Raw genomic sequence first — 24,826 nt, forward strand, 5'->3', positions numbered from 1 at the left:
TGCGTGTGCCGATGAACAGACCATGTCCACCGGGATCGCCGCGCGCACCGAACGCGGCCAGCTGATCATGACGCTGCTGCGCGTCCGCGCCTTCGTCTATGTGGCCGCCGGCGTTCCCATCCTCTTCATGCCCGATGCCACCACCGCGGCGATCGTGTTCGGTATCTCCTCCATCGTCATTGCGTCGGTGACGCCGTTCGCGGTGCGGTATCAGCGGGCAAGCTCGGGTGTCAGGAGCGCCGCGGCGAGTGACCTCGTTGTTGCCTACGGCATGTGGCTCTTCATGCCGGAACTCAGCGGCATCTCGTTGATGCTTGTGATGTGGGCGGTGGCATACGCCGTTTTCCTGGGATCGAGGCGTGACGGACGCGGGATCGCGATCCTCGCAGCCATGCTCCAGCTCTCCAAGCTCCTCGTCATCTCGATCCCAGCCTTGTCTGCGTTCCCGGTCGTCCCGTCCTCAAGCACGGACACCATGCTGATCATCGGTGGCACCGCAGCGATCGTCGGTGCCCACTTCGCGTTCCGACTCATCGATCGCTACTTCGCTGCCCTCAACGACGCCGCGGCCACCGGTGAGGAGCGGTACCGACGACTCATGGACACCGCGGCGGTCGGGTTCATCGTGATCGTGCATGACACGATCCGGTACGCCAATGTCGCCGCGAGGCGAATGCTCGATCCGGCGGGAGCATCGCTCGATGGCCGCCCCATGTCGGACCACATCGCACCATCGTCCATCTCGGTGTTTGCGGAGCTCGAAGCCCGCGTGATCAAACTGCTCGAAACGGTCGATGACGCTGAGATGGAGTTGGTCGACGCTGAGGGCTCCTCGGTCTGGGTTGATATCTCAGCGAACGCGGTCGACTACGGGGACGACCTTGCGATGCAGCTCATGGTGCACGATCGCTCCGACCAGGTGAAAGCCGAAGCGCAACTCGCGAAGACGCGCCTTGACTATGTGAGCTTTTTTGAGCGCATTCCGGTGGCCCTGTACCGCACCCATCCCGACGGGAGGATCGCCCATGTCAACGACGCGCTCGTCGAGCTGCTCGGCGCACAATCGCATGAGGACATCATCCATCGGGACGCAAGGAGCTTTTACGACGACGAATCCGACCGGGATCGTGTCACCGAGATGCTCCGGCTCGACGGCATGGTTGTTGGCTACGAGTGGAAGATGCGGACCCTCGACGGCTCAACACGATGGGTACGCGACACGGTGAGGCTGATCGACTCCCCGCGGGGTGCCTTCTACGAGGGCGCCCTCGTCGATGTCACCACTCGACGCGCCGTTGAGGACGAGCTGTGGTCGAGGGCGGTCCAGCAGGAAGCTGCTGCTTCCGTTGGTCAGTTCGCTCTCGAGACCGAGGATGTTCCGCTGCTGTGCGGCACCATCTCCGATGTGGTGACCGAGGTGCTCGGAACCGACGGCGTTGCGGTCCTTCGGCGCGACAGCTCTGGCATGTTCGAGCTGGTCGGGTCGAGCCCGGGTCTCAGAGTCGATGCGACGACATTGTCGGGCATTGCGGACAGAACCCACATGGCTGGAGCTCCCGTCCTGCTTCGCTCCGAAGCCGAGATCCGGTTTGCAGCCCCGGGTTTGCTCGATCTCGGCTACTGCTCGGCGATCGCCCTCATGGTGCCGGGCAAGGAGATCGATTTCGGGACACTTGTCGTTCTGTCGCGACGCGAGCGTGTTTTTTCCGCAGACGACCTCAACTTCCTGTACTCGGTCACGAATGTGCTCGCGGCCGCGGTGGACAGGGCGGGTGTGTACCAGCGGCTCGAGGCCCTCGTGGCATCAAAGGACGCATTCGTTGCGAGCGTTTCGCACGAGCTGCGGACTCCGCTTACCGTCGTGAGCGGTCTCGCTCAAGAGTTGCGGACGCGGTGGATGTCGCTGTCGGACGAGGAGATGGACGAGTTCACGATGATGCTCGTCGCGCAGAGCCAGGACATGGCCGACCTCATCGAAGATCTCCTGGTTGCGGCGCGGTCCAACATCGGCAATGTTGCGGTGCAGATCATGGCCGTCGATGTCAAGGCCGAGGTCACTGGAGTTCTCTCAGGCTTCGCGTCGCAGACCTCGCGTCCGATCTCGTCCGATGTCCCTGCGGTGGAGGTTGCAGCGGATCCGAACCGCCTGCGACAGATCCTGCGCAATCTCGTCTCGAATGCCCTGCGCTACGGTGGCGACGAGATCTTCGTGCGGGGGGCGGCACGGTCAGGAGTCCTCGCAATCGAAGTATGTGACACCGGCGATCCGATCGATGAGGCCGATGTGGAGCGGATCTTCGAGCCATACGAACGGGCCCACGAATCGGCAGGGCGCCCGGGCTCGGTCGGGCTCGGCCTTGCCGTCTCCCGTACCCTTGCGGAGTTGATGCACGGTTCGCTCACCTACTACCACGACGGGATGTCGGTCTTCCGCCTTGAACTCCCCGCGTCCCAAGCAAAGCTAGAGGCGAGCCCACATCCCTTCGTCGGGGAGCATGAGCCGGTCGGCACCTTCGGGGCCATCGGTCCCGGCCGCGTAGGGGTGGATGTCGCCGCGATCCAGTAGCGGCTCGTAGCGTTCCCACGCCGCCTCCACCTCGTCTGCCCGGACGAACAAGGTCTGGTCACCTTCGATCACATCGGTGAGGAGCGTCTCGTATGCATCCGCGGCGCCGGCCCGGACGGCGTCGTAGTTCACGGTGAGCGCGATCTGTTCGATTCGGGTCTCATCTCCGGGTTGCTTCACATCGAACAGCAGGTCGAATCCTTCATCGGGTTGGAGACGCATCCTGAGCACATTCTGGTGACCGCTACATGTCCCCTCGGCATGAAACAGACAAATCGGGGGGCGGAGGTACCGAACCGTGATGATCGAGGATCGCTTCGACATGCGCTTTCCCGTCCGGAGGAAGAACGGCACACCATGCCACCGCCAGTTGTCGATGTGAACGCGCAACGCCGCGAAGGTCGGCGTGGTCGACCGTTGGGGAACACCCGGCTCCTCGAGGTAACCACCGACGGGATGGCCCGCAACAACCCCGGGCGTGTACTGGCCGATCACGGCATGGTCTGGCTCGATCTGGCGCATCGCGCTGAGGACCTTGACCTTCTCGGTGTGGATCGATGGTGCGTCCATCGTGACCGGCGGCTCCATTGCGATGAGCGTCAGGATCTGGGTGAGGTGGTTCTGGACCATGTCGCGTACGGTCCCTGACTCGTCGAAGTAGCCAGCCCGGCCGTCAAGGCCTGCGGTTTCGGCGACGGTGATCTCCACCGATTCGATATGGCGCCGGTTCCATGTCTGTTCGAACAGGCTGTTGGTGAAGCGGAAGACCAAGAGGTTCCGAACCGTCTCCTTTCCGAGGAAGTGATCGATCCGGTACACCTGGTTCTCATGGAAGGACCGGTGGATGATCTCGTTCGACCGCTTTGCGGTGGCGAGGTTCGTCCCGAACGGTTTCTCGACGACGAGGCGGGTCCAACCGTCCCCGTTGTCGAGACCGGACGACTGAACACCCATCACCGTGGCGTCCAGCTGTGAAGGTGGGATGGCGAGGTACAGGACTCGGTTCTGGGGGAGTCCTGCAGCGTCCTCGGTTTCGGCCACCACGCGGGCGAGAGTGTCATACGACGCATCGTCGGAGACAGCCAGATAGCGAATCGGTGCGGCCACAAAGCTGGTCGTGACATTCGGGGGAGTCCCTGCCTCGCGCAGGCTGTCTTCCACCATCGACCGGAACGAGTCGTCGGAGCGGCTACGGCTGCCCACACCGATGAGGGCGTGATCGGTGATGTGCTCTGCGGCAAGGACGCGTGCAAGCGCCGGTATCAGCTTGGTGCGCGAAAGGTGGCCGGTAGCGCCGAACACGACGAAGGTCGGCGCGTCGGTCATGGTGCCGGGACACGGATCGCGTTGGCGATCGCGATGAGTCCTGCCGCTGGCTCGGTGCCGAGGTCGACGGAAAGAACCGCTCGACCCGCCTCGGCAAGGGCACGGCGGTCGCCGTCGGCCTGCGCACCGATGAGCGCGCCGAAGTCGTACGACGACCCTGGCACCGGGACGACGGCAGCAGGTGTATCGACGAGTTGCAAAAAGACGCCACCGGAAGGCCCGCCCTTGTGGAGTTGGCCGGTCGAGTGCAGGAAGCGAGGTCCGTACCCAACGGTGGTCGCTGCACCCGTTCTGTCGACAATGGCCTCCTGGATTCGCCGGAGCAGCCCATCCGTGGGCTCGTCGGGTGACAGGTATGCCTGGATGGAGACATACGACGGGTCGCTCTCCAGCAGTTCGGAGAGCTTGCCGTGGAGCTCCGGCGATCTGATCGGTTCGGGAGGCGGGGCCGCTTCGGCCGTACCGTCCATCGCGGCCGTGGCAAGGGCCTTGGCTCGTTGCACATCGGGTTGGTTGAACGGGTTGATGCCGAGGACCTCGCCTGCGACCGCCGTTGCGAACTCCATGAGGTACATCGCTGCTGCGATGTCGTGTGGATCCGACCAGGTGATGGTGATGTCGGTCGGTCTCGTTCGCGTATCGGAACCGACGCCGATCGTCGTCTCGTCATCGGCCCCGGATCGCTCAGGGCCGTCGTCGATCGGCACGATGCCGGTTCCGTCCTTCCCCGTCGATTCGGCGATCAGCTGCTCTGCCCACGGCCCGAAGTGGATGCCGGGGCCGCTCCCGACGAATCGGACCTTGTCGACACCGCTTGGAACCCCTGCAGCCATCGTGGCTCCGATCCGGAAACCAGGGTTCATGTCGACCGGCGTCTCGACCCCACACAGCGCGGCCGCAGCGGCTCCGGCGCCGAGCAGCTTGTTGATGTCACATCCAACGATGCCTGCGGGAACGAGGCCGAACGCGCTGAGAGCCGAATAGCGGCCCCCGACCGTGGGATCGGCAAGGACGGCGGCACGAAACCCCTCAGCCGATGCGATCTCGGCGAGTTCGGATCCAGGATCGGTGACAGCGATGAACTTCGACCCGGAATCCGGGATCGTGTGACCGACGAGTGCAAGGAAGTGACGCATCAGGGAGAGGGTCTCGATGGTGGTCCCCGACTTGGATGAAACGATGAACCATGTCCGGCGCAGATCGACGCTGTTCGTGACACCTCGCACGGCATCGGGGTGCGTCGAGTCGAGAACGACGAGGCGCGGTGATCCGGGCTGCTGGGGCAGGCTGAGCGAGAAGGTCTCCGGGGCGAGACTCGATCCGCCCATGCCGACGAGGACGACCGTTTCGATCCCATCGTCGATTGCTCTGGCAGCGAGGTCGGTGATCGGGCCGATGTGTCGCCGTGCCGTGTGCGGGAGATCGAGCCATCCGAGGCGGTCGGCGATCTCGGGTTCGTCCCTGGATCCCCACACGGTCGGGTCCTTCCGCCAGAGCCGCCCGAGCAGGTCGTCGCGCTTCCATCGGTCGGTGTGTGAGTCGATTGCCCGATCCGGGTCGGATCCGGCAAGGTCGATCCTCATGCAACGACCTGTCGCTGCTTGGACGCAATGGCCGACAGCACCCCTTCATATGATGCGGCGAATGCCTCGACACCATCGACCTGGAGCTTTGCGGTGATCGCATCGAAATCGACACCGATGTTCGGGAGGCCAGCAATGAGTGTTGCTGCTGCATCGACCTCTTCGAGGAGGGATCCCGCCTTGACCTCGCCGTGGTCGAGAAATGCCTCGATCGTATGGGGCGGGGCGGTGTTCACGGTTCGTGGCCCGATCAGTTCCTCGATATACATGACCTCGTTGTAGTCGGGGTTCTTGGTCGAGGTCGACGCCCACAGCACCCGCTGGGGGCGGCAGCCCACCGCTTCGAGGGTCGCGAAGTCGTCGCCCTCGAAGATCTCCTGATAGCGCCGGTAGGCGAGCTTCGCATTGGCAATCGCCGCCTTCCCGAGGTATGAGCGGGCACGGTCGGTCCCAACCCGATCGAGCGCGGCGTCGGTCGCTGAATCGACCCTCGAGACGAAGAACGATGCGACCGAGGCCAGAACGGCGGGATCCGATGCCCTTCGAGCTCCCCGCACATAGGCCTGCGCGACGCCCTCATAGTCGTCGAGGGAGAACATCAGGGTGGCGTTGACATTGATCCCGGCGGCTGTCAGTTCCTCGATGGCGGGGATGCCTTCCGCGGTGGCGGGAACCTTGACCATGAGGTTGCGCCGATCGACGGCGTCCCACAGTCGCATCGCATCCGAGATGGTCGCTGCCGTGTCGGTGGCGAGTCGCGGAGACACTTCGAGGCTTACATAGCCGTCTTCACCGTCGGATTCGTCATACACCGCCGCGAGGATGTCGCATGCCGAGCGGATATCGGTGATGGCCACCTGTTCGAACGCCTCCTCGGCTGAGACAGGGCCGAGTGAGGCGATCTGATCGTCGTAGAGGTCGGTCTTTGCGATCGCGCCCTCGAAGATCGAGGGATTCGAAGTCACGCCACGGACGCCGTCGGCGACAAGTTCGGCCAGTCCGTCACCGGTGAGCATGTCCCTGCGGATGAAGTCGAACCAGATCGACTGGCCATGCTGGTGGAGGAGATCAAGTTTGGTCATCGTGTGTCCGTTCGTCGGTTCATGTCCTCAGGATACGGAGCCGGAGGACTCCCTCAGCCGAGCCGCGCGATCATCGCCCGGGTCGGAGCCGCGAGGTCGGGTCGTTCGAGCGCGATGGAAAGGGACGCCTCGAGGAGGCCGATCTTGGATCCACAGTCGAATCGGACTCCCGGGTTCCTTACGGCGCGCAGGGCTCGGCTCCCCATGGCGGTCGCGAGGGCGTCCGTGAGCTGGATCTCCCCGATCGTTCCCGGGCGAGTCGTCGCAAGGTCGTCCATGATCGAGGGGTGAAGGACATAGCGGCCGACCACACCGAGATGGGACGGAGCTTCATCCGGGGTCGGCTTCTCGACGATGCCCGTCACTTCGATGCCTGTGGCTGAAGCCTCACCCGGATCGATGATTCCGTATCGATCCGTCCGGCTGGGATCGATGTCTTCGACAAGCACGATGTTCGCCCGCGTCTCTTCATACTCGTCGATCATCGCTCGCAGGGCATCCCCCGTTGGATGGAGCAGGTCATCCGCGAGGACGACCGCGAACGGCTCGCGCCCGACGAGGTGCCTCGCGCACCACACCGCATGCCCGAGGCCGAGCGGTTCCATCTGCCGGACATACGCCACCTGGCCCGGCATCGGTCTGATCGCGTTGAGGAGTTCGAGTGTCTTCGTGTCTCCCCGATCCGAGAGTGTCGCTTCGAGCTCGTACGAGACATCGAAGTGGTCTTCGATCGCAGACTTCCCCCTTCCGGTGACGAAGATCAGGTTTTCGATTCCGGCAGCAACCGCTTCGTCGACCGCGTACTGGATCAGTGGGCGGTCGACGACGGGGAGCAGTTCTTTCGGGATCGCTTTGGTGGCAGGAAGGAACCGAGTGCCGAGGCCCGCGACGGGAAAGACGGCGGTACGGACGCTCATCAGGTGTCGATCGACTGAACGAGCCGATCGACATGTCCCTTCGCCCGGATGTTGTAGAAGGGTTCCGTGACACGGCCGTCTTCGTCGATGATGAAGGTGGATCGGATGATGCCCTTGTACTCCTTGCCGTAGTTCTTCTTGGTGCCGTATGCACCGTATGCCGCCGCGATGGTGTGATCGGGATCCGAGAGGAGATCGAACGGCAACTCGTACTCGTCTTTGAACTTCTTGAGCTTCTGCGGCTTGTCCGGTGACACACCGAGGATCGTGTAGCCCCGTGCTGCGAGATGCTCGTGGGAGTCCCTGAAGTCGCACGATTCGGTGGTGCAGCCCGGTGTGAACGCCCGCGGGTAGAAGTAGATGACCAGCTTGGATCCCTCGAACTCGTCGCTGGTGCGGATGGTCCCGGTCTGATCGGGGGCGCGGAACCCCGGTGCGTCCTGTCCTGCTTCGAGTTCCATCATTCCTCGCTCGTTGCCGTGTGGTGCGTGTTGTCGGTTCCAGCGTAGTTGGATGGATGTTGAGCGCCCTCGGCTCTCAGCCGCAGTTGACCGCATGCCGCGTCGATGTCTCTGCCCCGTGTGTCGCGAAGGGTCGCGTTCGCGCCTTGGTCCGCGAGCGTGCGAAGGAACCGCCGGACATGATCGTCCGTCGGCGGGCGGTGGTCGCTTCTCGGGGTGGGGTTGAGGGGGATCACATTGATATGGGCGTGGATCCCGCGAGCGATCTGTGCAAGGTTGATTGCCTCGATGTCCGAGTCGTTCTCGCCTGCGATCAGCGTCCATTCGAGCGAGACTCTCCGCCCCTTCGCGAGGTAGTACTCGTGTGCTGCCTCGACGACCTCCTCAAGGGGGTAGCGGTCGTTGATCGGAACCAGCCTGCTCCGCTCGGCTGGAATCGTCGAATGGAGGCTGACCGTGAGGGTCACGGGCCACGGCGCCTCGACGAGCTTGCGCATGCCGGGCACGAATCCGACGGTCGATACCGTGATCGAGCGGGCGGACATCCCCATTTCGTCGACCATTCGACGGATTGCCTCCGCCGTGTGTTGGTAGTTGGCGAGTGGTTCACCCATGCCCATGAACACGATATTGGTCACGCGATCGGGACTGCCGGGGAGAGGATTGGCGCCGAGGTACGCGTTGGCGAAGGCAACCTGGGCGACAATCTCGCCGGCGACGAGATGGCGGCCGAATCCGAACTGTCCGGTCGCGCAGAAGGTGCATCCCATGGCGCACCCGACCTGGGACGACACGCACAGGGTCGTCCGCGACGGGTATCCCATCACGACCGCTTCGATTGCTGCGCCGTCATTGCAGCGCAGCAACCACTTCCTTGTCCGGCCCTCGTCGCCCGACTGCTCCATGACGAGTTCGAATGGCCACAGGTCCTCGCCGATGGCGTCGCGCACCGAACCCGGGAGATTGGTCATGGCTCCCGCATCGAGGACGGGATGCTTGTAGAGCCATTCCCTCAGTTGGTCAGCGCGGTATCGCGGCTCCCCGGGGAGGAAATCACCGAGAGCCTCGGGCTCGGCGATATACAGCATCGATCAGAGGAGGGCTTGAGCGCCGTTGATCCATCGTTGCGCGGTGGTTTCGGTGGTGTTCGCGATCTCGGCGATGGACGAAGCGTCACTCGATGCAAGTGTTGCGAAGGTCGTGACGCCAGCGTCAGCGAGACGCTGTGCAAACGCGGGGCCGATACCTTTGATGTCGGTGAGGTCATCTGGGGCCGCTGCCGTTCGGAACCTTGGCGGCGAATCCGTTGGAGTGACCGGGTCGGGGAGCATCCGGTCCCGCAGCGCCCAGGCAGCGGCGGCAAGGCCGGCAACGACACCGGCGAACCTGATCACATTCTTCATCGCGTGGTTCATCGTGGCTCGATGATACGCCGACTCAGTCGTTGCATTCGTATGGGGCGTTCGGGTGGTGCGGATCAACGGTCCAGTGGCGGTTCCACGGATCCGAGTTCTTTGCGAGATACCACGACACGGCGATGTTGGCTTCTGCGTTGAACGGTGTTGCGTACAGCCCGTTCCCGTCGCGGAAGCCCGCTGCCGCCGCGCGGCCCTTCCAGTACTTGCTCAAGTGCTGGAACAGCCCCTCCGCCCCGTTCGAACGGTTGTATGCCTGAGGGTTCCCCCACGATTCGAAATGGATGATGTTGAGGGCGCAGTTGACGAGGTTGTCCGGCCAGTACTGCTCGACAAGGGGCCTCCAGTACTCCACATCTCGTCTCCCTGCGGGATCGGCGGGCCACAGGGGTGACCATTTCGGTCCGGCGGCGGTCGTGGGAGGTGACGATGGTTTGGTTGTGGTTGTTGTCGACGCGGCTGGTGGCTTGTAGGTGACCGTGATCGATTTGGTGACCGTGTTGCCCGCACGATCCTCGGCGGTGATCTTGGCCTTCGATCCCTTGCTCGAGACGACGAGCTTGAGCGACCAGTTCCCGTCGTCGTCGACACGGGCGTCGTAGGGGCCTGAGTACACCGACGCGCCGGGTTCCGATGTTCCCTCGAAGGTCACGACCCGATCATCCACGGTGGCACCATCGGATGGGGAAGTGATTCGAAGATCTGGCGGAGTGGTGTCCGGTGGCTTCGTGGTCGTTGAAGGCTTCGTCGTGGTCGGATCCGGAGGTGGGCTGGTCGTCGCTGCTGTGTCTTGAGAATCGCTGGCCGTTGTTGTCGTCGCGGCGGTGGTTGGGGTCTCCGTCAGCCTCGCATCTGCGTCCGAGACGCGGAGCGCGAGGATCGCTGACGCGACCCGCGCCGACATCGGTGTTGTCGCGACCTCCGGTGTTTCGCCTGCGTCGGCGGCCTGGGTTTCCGACGGTGCGGTGGAAAACGCGGCAAAACCGACAACGGCAACGAGAGCCACAATCAGCAATCCAGCGTATGCGAGTGGTATGCGCGGTCTCACGTGTCTCCGTGGGCTCGCTTGTTCGTCCCGACCCGACCCTTCATTCCGCCCGGTGGGGATCCGGCCGACTCGATGGTCGACCCGCGGAATCAGGGTATAGGTCAAGACCGGCAACAGCAACCCCATTGCTGCCAAATTCTGGCTGTCGTTGGGGTCAGGCTCGTCGGTTCGGTGCTGCGAGGGCGGTCGAGGTGGAGACGCGTGGATCGGCGGCACCGGCGCGGTCCCGACCGAGGTCCGCGGCCGAGACCGGTCCGAAGTCGGGATGCCAGGCCCGTGTCGACTCCAAACGATGCCCGAGTTCGGTGAGGGAGGCAATGGCCCGGTCCGGGAGCCTCGATTCCACGACGAGGTGGCTGTCGGTTCCGGGTGCGGGTTGTCGCATGCTCCATCGGGGGAACTGCTGGGCATCGTCGATGCACAGCCCTGCGTGATGATGGAGCGCGGCGAACTGGGCGAGGAACTGAGGCTGCTGGTCGCCACCGCGTGTGCCGAGCGCGAGGGTCGCCCGTCGGTCCGAGGTCCACAAGGTCGGTGCGAGGGTGTGCAATGGTCGTTTGCCTGGTGCGTACTCGTTCGGGTGCCCCTGGATCAGCGTGAACCCCGCTCCTCGATTGTGGAGGAACACGCCGGTGTCTCCCGCGGTGAGTCCGGCCCCGATGCCGGAGAAGTTCGATTGGATCAACGACACCGTCAGCCCTTTGGCGTCCGCGACAGCGAGGTACGCCGTCCCCTTCGGTGCTGGAGCCGGGTGGGGCCATCGTCCGGCGCGACCGGGGTCGATCGTCGCGGCGATGGCCGATAGGCGCTCTTGAGCAAGGAGCGTGGCAGGGTCATGTGGGGCGGTGCGGGCGTCTGACACGAACGCTGCTCGCTCCCACGCGACCGACCGGTAGGACTCGATGAGGAGGTGGTGGAACAGAGGATCGAGGGGGTCGTCGGGTGGGTCGAGGAGGTCGAACACGGCGAGGGTGGCGAGTGTGAGGTAGCCCTGGCTGTTTGGTGGGATCGTCCAACCGGTTTGACGGAACAGGCCACACGAGATCGGCTCGATCCAGTCGGGGGTATTGTCGATCAGGTCGTCGGGGGTGATCGCCCCCTTCGATGCTTCCGTGATCCCAGCCGCGACAGCGCCGCGGTAGAACCCGTCCCGGCCGGTCGTGGCGATGCCTTCAAGGGTCTCGGCGAGGAGGGGACGCTGGATGCCGGTTCCCTCGGCGGGTGCTTCACCGTTCGGATACAGGGATCTCGCCGACGGTTGCCCGACAAGCAGCCCAGCCACGGACGCGAGCTCGGCCGCGAGTTCGCGCGAGACGGGGAATCCCTGCCGTGCAATCGCGATGGCAGGTTCAAGACAAGCTGCAAGCCCCAGCTCCCCGTGTCGTGCCGACAAGGCGATCCAGCCGTCGACGCAGCCCGGCACCGTGACCGACCACGGAGACCGCCGCGGAATGGACCCGAGGCCGTGATCCCGGAGCCGATCCGCATCGATGCCCGACCCTGCTCGTCCGGAGGCGTTGAGGGCGATGGGTGTCTCCGATCCCTCGAGGTGGAGGAGGGCGAACAGGTCGCCGCCCGGACCGCAGGTATCGGGGAGGACGACGCCGAGGACGGCATTGGCGGCGATCGCCGCGTCGACGGCGTTCCCCCCTCCATCGAGGATGACGCAGGCGGCCTCGGATGCGAGGCAGTGTGGGGTGACCACCAAGGCCGTACCCGGTGGTTGAGGCCCCGTGGTGGTGCACGCGCGCTCGTTGCGCGCCGGCGCGGTCATTCGCCGAAGGTGGTGAGCCTGCGGTTGAGGGCGTTGAGCACGGCCCGTACGGCAGCGTCGTCAGATGATCCTGCCGAGATCGCGGAGCCGACATTGAGATCCTCGCCACCTCGCTTGCCTGCCGAGACCACGATCGCCACGATCACATCGCGCGAGCCGACCTGGGTGCGTTCGATCGAGTCGAGTGCGATGGGCGGAACGGCTTCGAATGCCTGCTCGACGGCGCTGATGGTCGCCTCACCCACGAGCCGGAGCCGAGCAGACGAAACGGCCGGCCCGGTCGCGGTCCCGGTGTACTCCTCGTCGTTGTGCCGAAGGGTCACCTCCATGGTCGTTCTCACACCGTTCGGCGATTCGGTGACACCGCGCAGTGCCGCCCTCGCAGCCGAAGCGAGTTCGAGATGCTGGGGACTGATCTGGACGACGGAGATCACACGGTGGTCGATCGGGAGACCGAACCGGGCCATGGCGAGGCTCTGCACATCGCGGGCAACCTGTTTCGACGGCTTGTCCGACGCGGCGATCACATGGATCTCAGTGATCTTGTCGCCCTGGTTCACGACCCGCGCGGCATCGACGGACTCGAGACGGGTGAGGCCCTCTTCCAGTTCCCGAAAGTTGACAGGCATGACCCCCGAGCGTAGTGCATCGACACCATGCATGTGTGCCTTCGACCGCGCTCGGTGGTCATCGTCGCCGGGTGGCGGGTCCGCGCAATCCTCAACGCCGGGCCGGTTTCGGCCGATAGATGTTGCGACAGGGTGACACGGGCAGTATGTTGGCCATCCGCCGCCTGCGCTCGGGCGGCGCGGACTCATGGCGGAGTCCGGGGTACGGCGGTCGTTCGGCGATCGCCAGCGCCCCGGTGCGGGACATGTTCGTGGAACCGATACGACATGAACGATCTGCCTGGGCGAGATATCGACTGGGCGATGGAGGTGGTGGCACAACCGGGAAGCTCGACAACGAACAACAACTCCAGCGAAGCGACAGAAGTCCCCGATCCGGCGAATCGATGCTGGTGACGAGGAACGAACCACTGGAGTGACCTCGTGAAGAGCACTTTGATCAAGCTCGCATTGACCGTTGGAACCCTTGCGGCAGCCCTCGTTGCTGGCGCAGCGCAATTCCGTGTCGGCTAGCTGAGATTCCCGGGCCACCATCCCGTCTCGTTCCCGACCCGAGGAACCGATGTTCCAGGACGAACTGGCCCGCCAGGAGCGTGAGAAGAAGCGCATCGCCATCGTCTTTGCGGCGATCGGTGTTGCCGTCCTCGCGGGCTTGTTCATCGTCCAGAGCTTCCCTCGGCCCGTCTGGCTGTGGGCGATCTTCGCCGCGGCGGTCGTCTTCTTCGAATGGAACGCCGTGGAGGTCAACGACAAGCTGTTCGCGAGTCCTTCTCTCATGGTCATGATGACCGCCGCCGTGGCGTTCGGGCCCGAATCGGCGGTCCTCGGGACAGCAACGATGGCCGCGATGGGCATGCTCACCCCAGCCGATGTGCGCGAGCGGCGCTGGTTCCAGCCATCGGTGAACTTCGGCCAGCTCGTGATCTCTGCGGCAATCGCAATCGGAGTCCTCGCCATCCTGATGGATCGGATCGGCGGGGGCGGCGGGCCGTGGATGGTCACGACCGCCATGGTCGGCCTCATTGCGCTGGCCTCGGGCTTCGCAGCCGTCCTCGACGGAATCATCAACCTCAGCCTGGTCTCGTTCATCGTGCGTCGCGTCTACGGGGGGAGCATGAATGCCTGGTCGCACATGACGCAGCTCGTTGTGCCCTATGTCGGGATGGGGTTCCTCGGAGGGCTGCTCGGCGCCACCTATCTGCTCGTCGGGCCCGCGTCCCTGCCGCTGATCGCAATCGTCTTTTTCACCGGCTACATGGCGTTCGAGTCGTATGCCCGCCTGCGGGAAGCGCAGCTCTCGACGCTCGCGGGTTTCGTGAAGGCCCTCGAAGCCAAGGACCTCTACACGAGGGGGCACACCGAGCGGGTCGCCTACTTCGCGAACATGATCGGCCAGCACATGGGGTTCAACGGAACCCAGCTCGAGCAGCTTCGATGGTCAGCGCTGATCCACGATGTCGGCAAGCTCGCCGTCCCGCGTGAGGTGATCCGCAAGAAGGCACGGCTCACCGACGACGAGTACACCGAGATGCAAGGGCATGTGCACCATGTCGAGGATCTGCTCAGTGAGGTCGAGTTCCTCCGTCCCATGGTCGAGATCGCGTCCAACCACCACGCCCACTTCGACGGGAACGGGTATCACGGCTCGACGGGAGACGCCGGGGGGACGCCGCCGCTCGAGGCGCGCATCCTCGCCGTGGCCGACTCATTCGATGCCATGACCTCCACGCGCTCCTATCGGGTCGCGCTGTCCCAGGAGTACGCGTTTGCCGAGCTGCGTCGGTTCTCGGGAACCCAGTTCGATCCCAACATCGTCGAGGAGTTCATCTCGGTCCTGACGGCGTCGGGGGAGCGCTACGGATCACCGACCGAGATCACCGAAGAGGAAGCCCGCAGGCGCGCAGAACACGGCTTCGGGCAGAGCCTCGGTGCCGACCGACGCGGACGGCATCGGCGTCCCGATGATTCGGGAGGTGGGCATGGCTGAGCACCGGCTCAGAGCATTCGGGACCGTGGCGTGGCTTGCCCTTGTCGCAGGTGCCATCGTCTTCGCGGTCCTCGGTTTCGACCGCACCGGGGGGAAGCCCGTTGATTGGGTGCTCCCGGTGGTCGTGTGGGCGGCCGCCATCACGGTCGTGTCGCTGTTCACGGTGCCAGCCCCATCGGGATCGCGGCTCAGCCTCGGAATCGGGGCTGCCGTTGGAGGCTCGATCCTCATCGAAGACCCTCTCGCACTCGGAGCCACGATCTGTGCGGGGCTTGCAGCCACAGCGCTCGTTGAACGGATCATCCCGTTCGTTCGTCCCCGAAGCGACGCCGACTTCCTCAGCGACGCCGTCGGGATGGCAGCCTATGCGGTGACCTACTCGATCGCGTGGAAGGCACTCGCCGATGTCGGTTGGCTCGATGCTTCATGGACGATCATCGCAGGCGTGGTCGTTGGCGGTGTCATCTGGTTCACGATTCGGGCACTGATCGCCGCGCTGGTCGGGCTCGAACGCAGTGATCTCGCCGGACGGTACCTGTGGTTGCTCGCCCTTGAGGACTGGGCAGTGGTCCTGTCCATCTTTGCGGCCGGAACGCTGTTTGGTCTCACATGGCCGCTTCTCGGGGGCTGGGCGCTTCCCGTCGCGATCCTTCCGTATGCCTTCGGGCACATGGCGTTCGAGCGGTACCACTCGACCCGGGTGACCTATGGCCAGACAATTCGCGCCCTTGCCCAGATACCAGAAGTTGCCGGGCTGGCGCCGGTCGGGCATTCGACCCGCACCGCGGATCTCGCCGTTGCGATCGCACAGGAGATGGGTCTTCATCCCGGCGATGTCGTCGAGCTGGAGTATGCGGCTCTCATGCACGATGTCGGCCGTATCACCCTCAACGAGCCGGCAATCGTGAAGGCGGGTTTCACCGACGAGGACATCGCGAGGTGGGGTTCCCAGATCATCGCCGAGGCTCCCTATCTCGAGCATGTATCGACGCTCGTCGCCCAGCAGCATCGTCCCTATCGATCTCCCGGCATCGAGGTCGACCCCGAGATCCCGATCGCGTCGAAGATCATCAAGGTGGCCAGCGCCTACGACGAGGCGAGGACCCAGAACGGGTGTTCGCCGATCGAATCCCTTGAGCGCATCCATCAGGGATCGGCGTACGAATACGACCCGCAGGTCGGGAGTTCACTGCGCCGGGTCCTCGTGTCCCGAGGCGAGATCACCTTCTAGTGACGACGCGGGTGGCACCTTGCGACTCGTCCTTCACGAGTCGGAGGCGGAGCCCGGGATCCCTTGCACCCGGTGGGCGAACAGCGTCAACGGTTGGCGCATCTGGTCCTCGATGAATGCGCCGACACCGATGGCGAGGAGCACATCCCCGAGCGACAGCACCGCGTTCGGGAGGGGTATCACATCGGCGAGGAAGGGCAGCCTCGTTGAGGTTGTGAGCACGACATGTTTGGCATCGAGGAGGAAGTCGCCTTCGTGACCTGCTATGCGTGCAGCCTCCTCGAGCACCGGCATGCCGCCGTTGAGGGAGATGACGGTGAAGTTCATCAGGATGCCGAGCCCCGCGATCCAGATCCCCGTCTGATCACGGTTGAGCCACACGAACAGCAACAGCGGCAGGTAGGACAGCAAGACGAGACCGATCGCGAGCTCGTTCATGTCAGAAGGGACCCATTCGGAAGCGGCCAGAATCGCGAACCCGAGAGGGAGGAGCCACCACATCGTGACGCGGATCTCCGTGAGGTTGCGCAGCTTGCCTCCCCGGATGTAGCCGACGGCCACAGCGATCACCACAACGAGGCCCATCCATGCAAAGGACTGCATGACCCGACGATAGCGGTCGGCACCTGTTCGGGACCCCGGACTGGTGGGGAGAGATTCGCGATTCGCTACCGTGGCGCGACGCGATGAAAGCCATGTTGATGTTGGGAGCCATGTGATCAGATACGAGGTCGTCGATTCGGTTGCGACGATCACGATCGATGATCCCGATCGCCGCAATCCGCTCTCCAACGCCGAGATGTCGGAGCTCGGGGACGCGGTGCGTCGCTCGGCGACGGATCCCGATGTTCGGGTGGTTGTGATAACGGGTGCAGGAGATCGGGCGTTCTCGGCCGGAGGTGATCTCGCTTCGGGATTCGTTGACGACCCGGTTGCGGGCCACGAGGGGCGGGGTGCTCTCGCCGGGCTGTTCCGTGAGATGCGACGAAACCCGCGGCCCATCGTCGCCCGCGTCAACGGCGCCGCCCTCGGAGGTGGGTTCGGCGTTGCCGCTGCCTGCGACATCGTCATCGCGGCCGAGCATGCCCGATTCGGTACACCCGAGATCAACCTCGGACTCTGGCCGATGATGATCTCTGCGGTGCTGGTCCGCCTCGCACCCCGCAGGGCGCTTCTCGAGATGATGATGCTCGGAAGTGTGATCTCGGCCGACGAGGCGCGTGATCTCGGCATTGTCTCGCGGATGGTGCCGGCAGCCGATCTCGACGGGGAGGTGGCTCTCGTCGTGTCCCAGCTCAAGGCGAAGTCGTCGGCAGCGCTCGCACTCGGCAAAGAGGCCTTCTATGGCATGGAGGATCTTGACATCGATTCGGCCCTCGACCATCTCCAGGTGGGGTTGACCGCAGCGTCGATGACGGAGGACTCGGTTGAGGGCGTCAAGGCCTTTCTCGCCAAGCGCGAGCCGCTGTGGAAGGGACGCTGAGCCACTGGTCCTGACCGTGGGGGAGGATCGTTTCTGATCAGCCCGTCAGGCCAGCCACAGGATGATCCACAGGGCGGGGAGCCCAACGACGATCGCCGCACCGATGCTCTTGGTGTACCACGCCGCGACGCCGCCAGCGATCGCGGCAGGGACAAACGGATTCAGGAGGTCGACGGAGGACTCGGGAGCGACGATGGCGGGAACCGTGAGGGCTGCGAGCACCGCGGGAGCGACATACCGGAGTGCCCGCTCGAGCAGTGGCGGGACCTCGACGATGCCGAACAGGGCGAGAAAGACGAACCGCATCGAGAAGGTCGCGATGCCCGCACCGATCACAACGACCCACATCATCGGGCGGGCCTCGACTTGCTGAACCATTGTTCCGAGGAGAGCCCGGCGAGGACACCGGCGACGGCGCCGAGCATGAGACCGAGCTGGTAGTCGAGGTGCATTCCCGCAAGCGCAACGAAACCGCCGACGGCTGCTGCGAACAGGGCGGGGACCGTCTTGACCGAAAAAACGAGGAGGGCGAGGAAGACCATGGGTACGGCGAACTCGAGCCTCCACGATGCCGGGACGGCCTGGCCGAGGATGAATCCCGATGTGGTTGTGATCTGCCATGTCGTCCACAGCCCCATCGCGACGCCGAAGTAATACGATGCAAGCCCGGTCGTGCTGGAAGGGTCGGGGAATCGGTGGGCGGTCACGACATAGGCCTGGTCCGTCAGGATGTAGGCCATCCGGGCACGCAGACCAAGCGGGAGGTCCGAGGTGTACCGGCCCATGTCTGCGGAGTACATGAGGTGCCTTGAGTTGATGACCACGGCCGTGAGGAACGCGGTCACCGCGGCACCGCCCGATCCCATCACATCGACGATGGCGAATTGGCTTGCCCCTGCGAAAATGAACAACGATGAGGCCCACGCCGCGAGCTGATCGACGGCGGCTCCTGCGGCGGTGACGCCGAAGATCAGTCCGAACGGAATGATGCCGAGAATCACCGGCGATACATCGCGAAGGCCTTCGCGCCATGTCGGGGGTGTGTGGGCCGTCATCGAACGGTTCACGCTATCGCAGTTGACAGCCCTGACCGTTCACTGTTGACAAATGACGGTTGACAGTGAACCGCTTGGTTCAGCCGAAGTGTTCGGCGAACTTGTCGGTGAGGTCGTCTGCGGTGACCTTTCCGAAGATCCGCTCGAGGATCACACCCTCGGACGAGATGAGGTAGGACGCAGGAAGGCCGAGCGGGCGGTATTCGCCGTCGACGGTGCCTTGCTCGTCGAAGCCGATCGTGTACGACACGGGCACCTCCGTAAGGAACGCAGTCGCTTCCGCGGTCGTGTCCTGGACGGCGACGCCGATGAAGGCGACCTCGGGGTGCCGACGCGAGGCTTCGTCGATCTCCGGCATCTCTTCGCGGCATGGGAAACACCATGACGCCCACAGGTTCATGAAGATGGGCCGTCCGTCATTGGCAAGGTGCTCATCGAGGCTGAAGTCCGTACCGTCGGCCGTCGGAACCACGAAGTCGGGCGCCAACTCCACGGCCGCGGTGCTTGGTGTGCCTGTTGAGCTGCAAGCGCTGATCGCGACGGCGACCAACACAACGAGCGCGAGGTTCGCGTGGCTGCGGGAGGGTCGGCGTCGCATGTCGGCAACGGTAGACCCGTGCATCCGATAGCTGGGGCGATGATGGGGCGATGATGGGGCGATGATGGGGCGAAGATGTGGCGAACTCTCGGCCGAGTTGGTTCTCGGGGCCCGCACTCGGCTCTCTCCGAGTGGCAGCCCGGGGTACGGCCCTGGGTTCGGCCGAGTTGGTTCTCGGGGCCCGCACTCGGTTCTCTCCGAGTGGCAGCCCGGGGTACGACCCAGGGTTCGGCGGAGCCATTGCCGATCTTCCCGAAAGGCGAAACATCGGGATTTCTTGCCGGGCGAAAGGGGCGCGGACACAGCGATAACCTTGGATCCTGACACCGACAACTCACCTCGAGGGAAGAAGCCTCCATGAATCACGATCCCGTCAGCCATGACCCCTTCGCCGCCAAGGCGACCATCGACACACCGCTCGGAACGCGCACGGTCTATCGCCTCGATGCCCTCAAGGACATGGGCGACATCGACGCTCTTCCGTACTCAATCAAGGTCCTGCTCGAATCGGTTCTGCGCAATCACGACGGCCATGTCGTGCGGGACGAGGATGTGGCAGCAGTTGCCCAGTACGACGCGTCGAAGGTCGACGCGCTCGAGATCGCGTACAAGCCGGGCCGCGTGGTGCTCCAGGACTTCACCGGCGTTCCTTCGGTCGTCGATCTGGCAGCGATGCGGTCAGCGATCGTGCGAATGACGGGTGATCCTGCAGCCGCCGCAAAGGTGAACCCGCTTGTTCCTGCAGATCTGGTCATCGACCACTCGGTACAGGTTGATGCGTTCAACACACCTGACGCGCTCGGTATCAACTCGGATCTTGAGTTTGAGCGAAACCGTGAACGATACGAGTTCCTCAAGTGGGGGCAGGCTGCATTCGACAACTTCTCGGTCGTGCCGCCTGCGACCGGCATCGTGCATCAGGTCAACCTCGAGTATCTGGCGAAGGTGGTGTGGGACAGCGGAGAGGTGCTCTATCCCGATTCCCTCGTCGGCACCGACAGCCACACGACGATGATCAACGGTCTCGGTGTTGTCGGCTGGGGCGTCGGCGGAATCGAGGCCGAAGCGGTCATGGTCGGCCAGCCGATCTACATGCTTCTTCCCGAGGTCGTCGGCTTCCGGCTCACCGGCCGACTTCCGGATGGGGCTACGGCCACGGACCTCGTGCTCGTCGTCACCGAGATGCTCAGGGCGCACGGAGTGGTCGGCAAGTTCGTCGAGTTCTACGGACCGGGGCTCGCCGAGATGCCGGTGGCGAACCGGGCAACGATCGCCAACATGGCCCCCGAGTACGGTGCGACCATCGGGTTCTTCCCGGTCGACGACCGGACCCTCGACTATCTGCGGCTCTCCGGCAGGTCCGAGGCACTGATCGGGACCGTCGAGCAGTACTCCAAGCTGCAGGGGCTCTGGCGCGATGACGCGAGGACCATCACCTACAGCTCGAACCTCGAACTTGACATGTCCACGGTGGTTCCGTCGCTCGCGGGCCCGAAGCGACCGCAGGACCGCATCGCTCTCGGCGACATGAAGGAGCAATGGAAGATCGACATTGCTGGTCAGCTTCGCCCAGAGGGCGGAGGCCCCGGTGTCGCTCCCGATGTCCGCAGCGACGGCGAGACCTTTGATCTCTCCGACGGCGATGTGGTCATCGCTGCCATCACATCGTGCACCAACACCTCGAATCCGGAAGTCATGGTTGGTGCGGGGCTCGTTGCACGCAACGCGAGGGCACATGGTCTGACCCGCAAGCCGTGGGTGAAGACCTCCCTCGCGCCGGGCTCGAAGGTTGTCACGGACTACCTTGAAGCTTCAGGGCTCCTCGATGCGCTCGAGGCGGTCGGCTTCTACACGGTCGGGTACGGTTGCACGACCTGCATCGGGAACTCTGGCCCTCTCCCGCCCGCCATCAGCGCCGCGATCCACGAGCACGACATCGTTGCGGCATCGGTGCTTTCGGGGAATCGCAACTTTGAGGGGAGGATCTCACCCGATGTGCGAGCGAACTACTTGGCGAGCCCGCCGCTCGTGGTGGCGTACGCGATCGCAGGTACGGTCGACATCGATCTGTCGAGCGAACCGATCGGTATCGGTAGTGACGGCGAGGAGGTCTACCTCGCTGACCTGTGGCCGTCCCAGGACGAGATCGCAACGACCATCGCAGATTCCCTCTCGACGAGCCAGTTCACCACGGAATACGGCGCCGTGTTCGACGGCTCCCCGCAGTGGCGGGCCATCCCGGACACCGGCGGTTCCTTGTTCTCGTGGGATCCCGGGTCGACCTACATCCAGGAGCCCCCGTTCTTCAAGGACCTCGCGCCGACACCGGCGCCGATCACACCGATCTCGGGCGCACGGGCCCTCCTCAAGCTCGGGGACTCGGTGACAACCGATCACATCAGCCCCGCTGGGTCCATCGGAGCCGACACGCCCGCAGGACGCTTCCTGGTCGAATCAGGCGTGGAACCGGCGATGTTCAACTCCTACGGTTCGCGGCGTGGCAACGACAAGGTCATGACGAGGGGGACCTTCGCCAACATCCGCGTCCGGAACCAACTCGCCCCCGGCACCGAGGGCGGGTGGACGACCGACTTCACCGACGGCGAGGTGCGATCCGTGTATGAGGCGAGCCTCAACTATGGCGCGGCAGGCATACCGCTCGTCGTCTTGGCGGGTGCCGACTACGGCATGGGATCGTCGCGGGACTGGGCGGCAAAGGGGACCTTCCTCCTCGGCGTGCGGGCGGTGCTCGCTGAGAGCTACGAGCGGATCCACCGCTCCAACCTCGTGATGATGGGTGTCCTCCCGCTCACCTTCCCCGACGGCGAGAGCGCGGACTCGCTCGGCCTCGACGGAACCGAGGCGTTCGACATCGAGGTCGACGACTCGCTCACCCCCCGTCAGGGAATCACCGTGCGCGCAACGCGTCCGGACGGTGCTGCCATCCAGTTCCTTGCGACGGCGCAGTGCGACACGCCCATCGAGGTCGACTACCTGCGACACGGAGGCATCCTTCACATGGTGCTTCGCCAGATGGCCTCTTGAGGCAACGGGTCAAGGGGAGAAGGGAGGAGGCGTGCAATCCGAGGCAACAACCGTCGAGCAGTACCTTGCCGAACTCTCCGACGACCGGCGCGATGCGATCGAGGCTGTCCGTAGCGTGATTCTCGCCAAGCTCCCGAATGGTTATGTCGAGTCCATGAACTGGGGCATGATCAGCTACGAGGTGCCGCTCGAGGTGTATCCGGACACCTACAACGGGAGACCGTTGATGTACGCCGCTCTGGCCAGTCAGAAGAACCACATGGCCGTGTATCTCAGTGGCGTCTACATCGACGAGGACACGCGTGACGCGTTCCGTGACGCCTATGTCGCGACCGGCAAGCGTCTCGACATGGGCAAGTCCTGTGTCCGGTTCCGGCACCTCGCGGATCTTCCGCTTGATCTGATCGGGGAGGCGATTGCCTCCATGCCCGTCGGCGACTTCATCGACGCTTCGCAAGCACCACACCGCTCGACGGTCTAGCTCGCGGCGTGTTCGACCTCGACCTCGACCGGTCGTGCAGCTGCGCTCGCCAGGAGCCCACGCACGATGCCTTCGTCGAGTGCTCGGAGGACCTTCGGCTCGTCATCGTCGGACCGTCCGAGCGGGCAGAACCTTGCGACGATGCGGTTCTCGGACGCGACGGTGGAGGCCCCGAGGCCGCGACCCATCATGGATGAGGCGACCGCCATGGCTGCGACCTCGTATCCCTCGTCGTCGGGAACGCCGATCTCGGCCCCGAGCTTGAGTCCGTAGTCGCGCCCCACGCTCGTCGCCACATCCACCGCGGTTCCGTCGTCGAGCCGGTCGATCACCCCCACCAGAAGCTCGGCGAGGGCGTCATACTTCGACGACGAATACTGCACGCGCACGGCCTTGTCGGTCGCCTCATATCGCTTCGCCGGGCGTCCAGCCGTCCCCTTCGAGGTGGGTTGATCCGAGATCCGTATGAAGCCGTCGGTCACCAACCGGTCGAGGTGGTGCCTCGCGACATTCGGATGGATCTGGAAATTCGCAGCGATCTGGCTTGCGGTGACTGCATTGTGGGATTCGCGGATCATCACATAGATACCGCGGCGCGTCGTGTCGCCAAGGGCTCCGGTGAGGGTCTCGATCTGTTCGTCAAAGCTCGGATCGGCCATCGTGTCTCCACCCACAGTGTACGGCTCGTGACCGTGACGCGTCGACGACGCGGCGGTTCGAAGGCACGACGGCGTGAACCGCAGGGATCATTAGCCTCGCCGCGAGCACACGCGGGAGTCAGCACGATGGCAGAAACCGGAACGATCAGACAGGCCGTCGAGGCGGTGATCGACCCCGAACTCCGATCTCCAATCGGGTCCCTCGGCATGGTCGACGATGTCGTTCCCGTCGACGGCGGTGTCACCGTGCGGCTCGCTCTTCCCCTCGGCGGCCACCCGATGGAGCAAGAACTCGCGACGCGGATCAACGATGCAGCCGTGGCTTCTGGCGCGTCGCAGGCCCATGTCGAGATGCGTGCCATGACCGACGCAGAACGCGCTGAACTCGGAGGGCGGATGCGCGGCCAGCAGAAAGGGGAGCGCGAGGTGATGCTCGCGAAGCCCGGATCGAAGGCGCGGGTGATCGGCATCGCCTCGGGAAAGGGCGGTGTCGGCAAGTCGTCGGTCACCGTGAACCTCGCCCTCGCGTTGAGCGCCAAAGGGCATCGAGTCGGGATCATGGACGCCGATGTTTGGGGCTTCTCAGTTCCGAAGATGCTTGGACTGGATCGGGCGCCGTCGGTCCTCGAAGACATGCTGATTCCTCCGGTCGCCCACGGCGTCGCGGCGATCTCGATGGACTTCTTCGTCGAACCGGACCAGGCCGTCGTGTGGCGTGGGCCGATGCTCCACAAGGCCCTCGAACAGTTCCTCGTCGATGTCTACTGGGGCGACCTCGACTTCCTCCTCATCGACATGCCGCCGGGCACGGGGGATGTCTCGATCTCGGTCTCGCAGTACTTGCCGCGGTCCGAGATCATCGTCGTCACGACACCTCAGCCTGCCGCCCAGCGCGTTGCCGTGAAGGCCGGTTTGATGGCGCGCAAGGTCAATCAGGAGATCGTCGGGGTCATCGAGAACATGTCGTGGTTCACCGGCGACGACGGCCAACGCTACGAGTTGTTCGGCGCCGGCGGGGGAGAGGCACTCGCCGAGCATCTCGATGTCCCACTACTCGGCAAGATCCCGCTCGTGCCCGCGTTGCGTGAAGGGGGCGATTCCGGGAACCCGATCGTCGTCGAGGATCCCGACAGCGAAGCATCCATCGCCTTCGGGGCGATTGCCGATAGCATCGTCGCCCGCAAGCCGAGGCTGCGGAGCCATCCCGAGCTCGTGATTTCATAGGTCGTCGGAGGAGGAGTACGCATGGCTGAGGAAACAACGGTACGCATCGGTCTCGCCTCCGCCCGCGAGCTCGAGATCGTGGTCGACGAGCCGGACACGGTCGTGAGCGCCTTCGAGAAGGCAGTCAAAGGCAAGGACGCGGTCCTGTGGTTCACCGATGTGCGCGGCCATCGCTTCGGGATCACCGTGGCATCGGTTGCGTTCATCGAGATCGACAAGCCGCAACAGCGCGGCGTCGGCTTCTGACGGGTGCTGCTGTGAC

23 protein-coding genes are annotated in these 24,826 nt (G+C 64.4%); 8 read left to right on the forward strand and 15 right to left on the reverse strand.

Features of this window, described 5'->3' with window-relative positions; genetic code table 11:
* The first annotated feature begins 22 nt into the window (after positions 1-22).
* Entirely contained in the window at positions 23-2,566 is a 2,544-nt protein-coding gene (locus tag R2823_05470; GenBank protein ID MEZ5175637.1) for a PAS domain-containing sensor histidine kinase, read from the forward strand.
* Here R2823_05470 and zwf read toward each other — a convergent pair.
* The 10 genes from zwf to R2823_05520 all read right to left on the reverse strand — a co-directional run bounded on the left by zwf (position 2,462) and on the right by R2823_05520 (position 12,801).
* Entirely contained in the window at positions 2,462-3,892 is a 1,431-nt protein-coding gene (gene zwf, locus R2823_05475) for a glucose-6-phosphate dehydrogenase (protein MEZ5175638.1), read from the reverse strand. The two genes, R2823_05470 and zwf, sit on opposite strands and share 105 nt — an antisense overlap.
* Complete coding sequence (locus R2823_05480; protein MEZ5175639.1) at positions 3,889-5,475, reverse strand: glucose-6-phosphate isomerase; 1,587 nt, start codon at positions 5,473-5,475, stop codon at positions 3,889-3,891. Before R2823_05480 ends, zwf begins: the two co-directional genes overlap by 4 nt.
* A complete protein-coding gene (tal, locus tag R2823_05485; GenBank protein ID MEZ5175640.1) occupies positions 5,472-6,557 on the reverse strand; it encodes a transaldolase in 1,086 nt (361 codons plus the stop codon). Before tal ends, R2823_05480 begins: the two co-directional genes overlap by 4 nt.
* A gap of 53 nt (positions 6,558-6,610) precedes the next feature.
* Positions 6,611-7,477, reverse strand: coding sequence for a UTP--glucose-1-phosphate uridylyltransferase GalU (gene galU, locus R2823_05490; GenBank protein ID MEZ5175641.1), 867 nt, complete (start codon positions 7,475-7,477; stop codon positions 6,611-6,613).
* Positions 7,474-7,938 (reverse strand): thioredoxin-dependent thiol peroxidase, encoded by a 465-nt coding sequence (bcp, locus tag R2823_05495; GenBank protein MEZ5175642.1) that lies wholly within the window; start codon positions 7,936-7,938, stop codon positions 7,474-7,476. Before bcp ends, galU begins: the two co-directional genes overlap by 4 nt.
* The gene (gene rlmN / locus R2823_05500) at positions 7,935-9,023 is read right to left on the reverse strand and encodes a 23S rRNA (adenine(2503)-C(2))-methyltransferase RlmN (GenBank protein MEZ5175643.1); all 1,089 of its coding nucleotides are present in this window, start codon (positions 9,021-9,023) and stop codon (positions 7,935-7,937) included. Before rlmN ends, bcp begins: the two co-directional genes overlap by 4 nt.
* Positions 9,024-9,026: 3 nt before the next feature.
* Positions 9,027-9,350: a helix-hairpin-helix domain-containing protein gene (locus tag R2823_05505; GenBank protein ID MEZ5175644.1), complete on the reverse strand. Its 324-nt coding sequence runs from the start codon at positions 9,348-9,350 to the stop codon at positions 9,027-9,029.
* Positions 9,351-9,372: 22 nt separating this feature from the next.
* Entirely contained in the window at positions 9,373-10,398 is a 1,026-nt protein-coding gene (locus R2823_05510; GenBank protein MEZ5175645.1) for a hypothetical protein, read from the reverse strand.
* 154 nt (positions 10,399-10,552) lie between these two features.
* Positions 10,553-12,172, reverse strand: coding sequence for a gamma-glutamyltransferase (locus tag R2823_05515; GenBank protein MEZ5175646.1), 1,620 nt, complete (start codon positions 12,170-12,172; stop codon positions 10,553-10,555).
* Positions 12,169-12,801 (reverse strand): hypothetical protein, encoded by a 633-nt coding sequence (locus R2823_05520; protein ID MEZ5175647.1) that lies wholly within the window; start codon positions 12,799-12,801, stop codon positions 12,169-12,171. The genes R2823_05515 and R2823_05520 overlap by 4 nt, the downstream gene beginning before the upstream one ends.
* A 562-nt stretch (positions 12,802-13,363) precedes the next feature.
* On the opposite strand from R2823_05520, the gene R2823_05525 reads away from it, so the two are divergent.
* Together R2823_05525 and R2823_05530 are read left to right on the forward strand one after the other, a co-directional pair.
* On the forward strand, positions 13,364-14,788 hold the full coding sequence (locus tag R2823_05525) for an HD domain-containing protein (protein MEZ5175648.1): 1,425 nt from the start codon (positions 13,364-13,366) through the stop codon (positions 14,786-14,788).
* Entirely contained in the window at positions 14,781-16,019 is a 1,239-nt protein-coding gene (locus R2823_05530; GenBank protein MEZ5175649.1) for an HD domain-containing protein, read from the forward strand. Before R2823_05525 ends, R2823_05530 begins: the two co-directional genes overlap by 8 nt.
* A gap of 33 nt (positions 16,020-16,052) precedes the next feature.
* On the opposite strand, the gene R2823_05535 is transcribed toward R2823_05530, so the two are convergent.
* Positions 16,053-16,622, reverse strand: a complete 570-nt coding sequence (locus R2823_05535) for a DUF5317 domain-containing protein (GenBank protein MEZ5175650.1) — start codon at positions 16,620-16,622, stop codon at positions 16,053-16,055.
* Between the two features lie 112 nt (positions 16,623-16,734).
* On the opposite strand from R2823_05535, the gene R2823_05540 reads away from it, so the two are divergent.
* Positions 16,735-17,502, forward strand: coding sequence for an enoyl-CoA hydratase-related protein (locus R2823_05540; protein MEZ5175651.1), 768 nt, complete (start codon positions 16,735-16,737; stop codon positions 17,500-17,502).
* Positions 17,503-17,547: 45 nt separating this feature from the next.
* Here R2823_05540 and R2823_05545 read toward each other — a convergent pair whose 3' ends face one another.
* From R2823_05545 to R2823_05555, 3 genes are all read right to left on the reverse strand, one after another.
* A complete protein-coding gene (locus tag R2823_05545; GenBank protein ID MEZ5175652.1) occupies positions 17,548-17,880 on the reverse strand; it encodes an AzlD domain-containing protein in 333 nt (110 codons plus the stop codon).
* Complete coding sequence (locus tag R2823_05550) at positions 17,850-18,557, reverse strand: AzlC family ABC transporter permease (protein ID MEZ5175653.1); 708 nt, start codon at positions 18,555-18,557, stop codon at positions 17,850-17,852. The genes R2823_05545 and R2823_05550 overlap by 31 nt, the downstream gene beginning before the upstream one ends.
* Before the next feature lie 79 nt (positions 18,558-18,636).
* Positions 18,637-19,155, reverse strand: coding sequence for a TlpA disulfide reductase family protein (locus tag R2823_05555; GenBank protein MEZ5175654.1), 519 nt, complete (start codon positions 19,153-19,155; stop codon positions 18,637-18,639).
* Between the two features lie 357 nt (positions 19,156-19,512).
* Between R2823_05555 and acnA the strand changes: the two genes are divergently transcribed.
* Together acnA and R2823_05565 are read left to right on the forward strand one after the other, a co-directional pair.
* Positions 19,513-22,200 (forward strand): aconitate hydratase AcnA, encoded by a 2,688-nt coding sequence (gene acnA, locus R2823_05560; GenBank protein ID MEZ5175655.1) that lies wholly within the window; start codon positions 19,513-19,515, stop codon positions 22,198-22,200.
* 31 nt (positions 22,201-22,231) lie between these two features.
* Positions 22,232-22,681: a DUF1801 domain-containing protein gene (locus tag R2823_05565; protein ID MEZ5175656.1), complete on the forward strand. Its 450-nt coding sequence runs from the start codon at positions 22,232-22,234 to the stop codon at positions 22,679-22,681.
* On the opposite strand, the gene R2823_05570 is transcribed toward R2823_05565, so the two are convergent.
* A complete protein-coding gene (locus R2823_05570) occupies positions 22,678-23,340 on the reverse strand; it encodes a helix-turn-helix domain-containing protein (GenBank protein MEZ5175657.1) in 663 nt (220 codons plus the stop codon). The genes R2823_05565 and R2823_05570 overlap by 4 nt on opposite strands.
* Positions 23,341-23,466: 126 nt before the next feature.
* Here R2823_05570 and R2823_05575 point away from each other — a divergent pair, with 126 nt between their 5' ends.
* Together R2823_05575 and R2823_05580 are read left to right on the forward strand one after the other, a co-directional pair.
* Positions 23,467-24,564 (forward strand): Mrp/NBP35 family ATP-binding protein, encoded by a 1,098-nt coding sequence (locus tag R2823_05575; protein MEZ5175658.1) that lies wholly within the window; start codon positions 23,467-23,469, stop codon positions 24,562-24,564.
* Positions 24,565-24,585: 21 nt separating this feature from the next.
* Complete coding sequence (locus R2823_05580; protein MEZ5175659.1) at positions 24,586-24,810, forward strand: DUF3107 family protein; 225 nt, start codon at positions 24,586-24,588, stop codon at positions 24,808-24,810.
* Positions 24,811-24,826: the final 16 nt, after the last annotated feature.

This window comes from Acidimicrobiia bacterium, from assembly GCA_041393965.1.
In the GTDB taxonomy this organism is placed as follows: Bacteria; Actinomycetota; Acidimicrobiia; order Spongiisociales; family UBA5794; genus UBA5794.

What these genes read in the sequence shown, in the direction of transcription:
- R2823_05470 (MEZ5175637.1), top strand. Translation starts at nt 23, where the DNA reads ATGTCCACCGGGATCGCCGCGCGCACCGAACGCGGCCAGCTGATCATG.
- zwf (MEZ5175638.1), bottom strand. Translation starts at nt 3,892, where the DNA reads ATGACCGACGCGCCGACCTTCGTCGTGTTCGGCGCTACCGGCCACCTT.
- R2823_05480 (MEZ5175639.1), bottom strand. Translation starts at nt 5,475, where the DNA reads ATGAGGATCGACCTTGCCGGATCCGACCCGGATCGGGCAATCGACTCA.
- tal (MEZ5175640.1), bottom strand. Translation starts at nt 6,557, where the DNA reads ATGACCAAACTTGATCTCCTCCACCAGCATGGCCAGTCGATCTGGTTC.
- bcp (MEZ5175642.1), bottom strand. Translation starts at nt 7,938, where the DNA reads ATGATGGAACTCGAAGCAGGACAGGACGCACCGGGGTTCCGCGCCCCC.
- rlmN (MEZ5175643.1), bottom strand. Translation starts at nt 9,023, where the DNA reads ATGCTGTATATCGCCGAGCCCGAGGCTCTCGGTGATTTCCTCCCCGGG.
- R2823_05505 (MEZ5175644.1), bottom strand. Translation starts at nt 9,350, where the DNA reads ATGAACCACGCGATGAAGAATGTGATCAGGTTCGCCGGTGTCGTTGCC.
- R2823_05515 (MEZ5175646.1), bottom strand. Translation starts at nt 12,172, where the DNA reads ATGACCGCGCCGGCGCGCAACGAGCGCGCGTGCACCACCACGGGGCCT.
- R2823_05520 (MEZ5175647.1), bottom strand. Translation starts at nt 12,801, where the DNA reads ATGCCTGTCAACTTTCGGGAACTGGAAGAGGGCCTCACCCGTCTCGAG.
- R2823_05525 (MEZ5175648.1), top strand. Translation starts at nt 13,364, where the DNA reads ATGTTCCAGGACGAACTGGCCCGCCAGGAGCGTGAGAAGAAGCGCATC.
- R2823_05530 (MEZ5175649.1), top strand. Translation starts at nt 14,781, where the DNA reads ATGGCTGAGCACCGGCTCAGAGCATTCGGGACCGTGGCGTGGCTTGCC.
- R2823_05535 (MEZ5175650.1), bottom strand. Translation starts at nt 16,622, where the DNA reads ATGCAGTCCTTTGCATGGATGGGCCTCGTTGTGGTGATCGCTGTGGCC.
- R2823_05545 (MEZ5175652.1), bottom strand. Translation starts at nt 17,880, where the DNA reads ATGGTTCAGCAAGTCGAGGCCCGCCCGATGATGTGGGTCGTTGTGATC.
- R2823_05550 (MEZ5175653.1), bottom strand. Translation starts at nt 18,557, where the DNA reads ATGACGGCCCACACACCCCCGACATGGCGCGAAGGCCTTCGCGATGTA.
- R2823_05555 (MEZ5175654.1), bottom strand. Translation starts at nt 19,155, where the DNA reads ATGCGACGCCGACCCTCCCGCAGCCACGCGAACCTCGCGCTCGTTGTG.
- acnA (MEZ5175655.1), top strand. Translation starts at nt 19,513, where the DNA reads ATGAATCACGATCCCGTCAGCCATGACCCCTTCGCCGCCAAGGCGACC.
- R2823_05570 (MEZ5175657.1), bottom strand. Translation starts at nt 23,340, where the DNA reads ATGGCCGATCCGAGCTTTGACGAACAGATCGAGACCCTCACCGGAGCC.
- R2823_05575 (MEZ5175658.1), top strand. Translation starts at nt 23,467, where the DNA reads ATGGCAGAAACCGGAACGATCAGACAGGCCGTCGAGGCGGTGATCGAC.
- R2823_05580 (MEZ5175659.1), top strand. Translation starts at nt 24,586, where the DNA reads ATGGCTGAGGAAACAACGGTACGCATCGGTCTCGCCTCCGCCCGCGAG.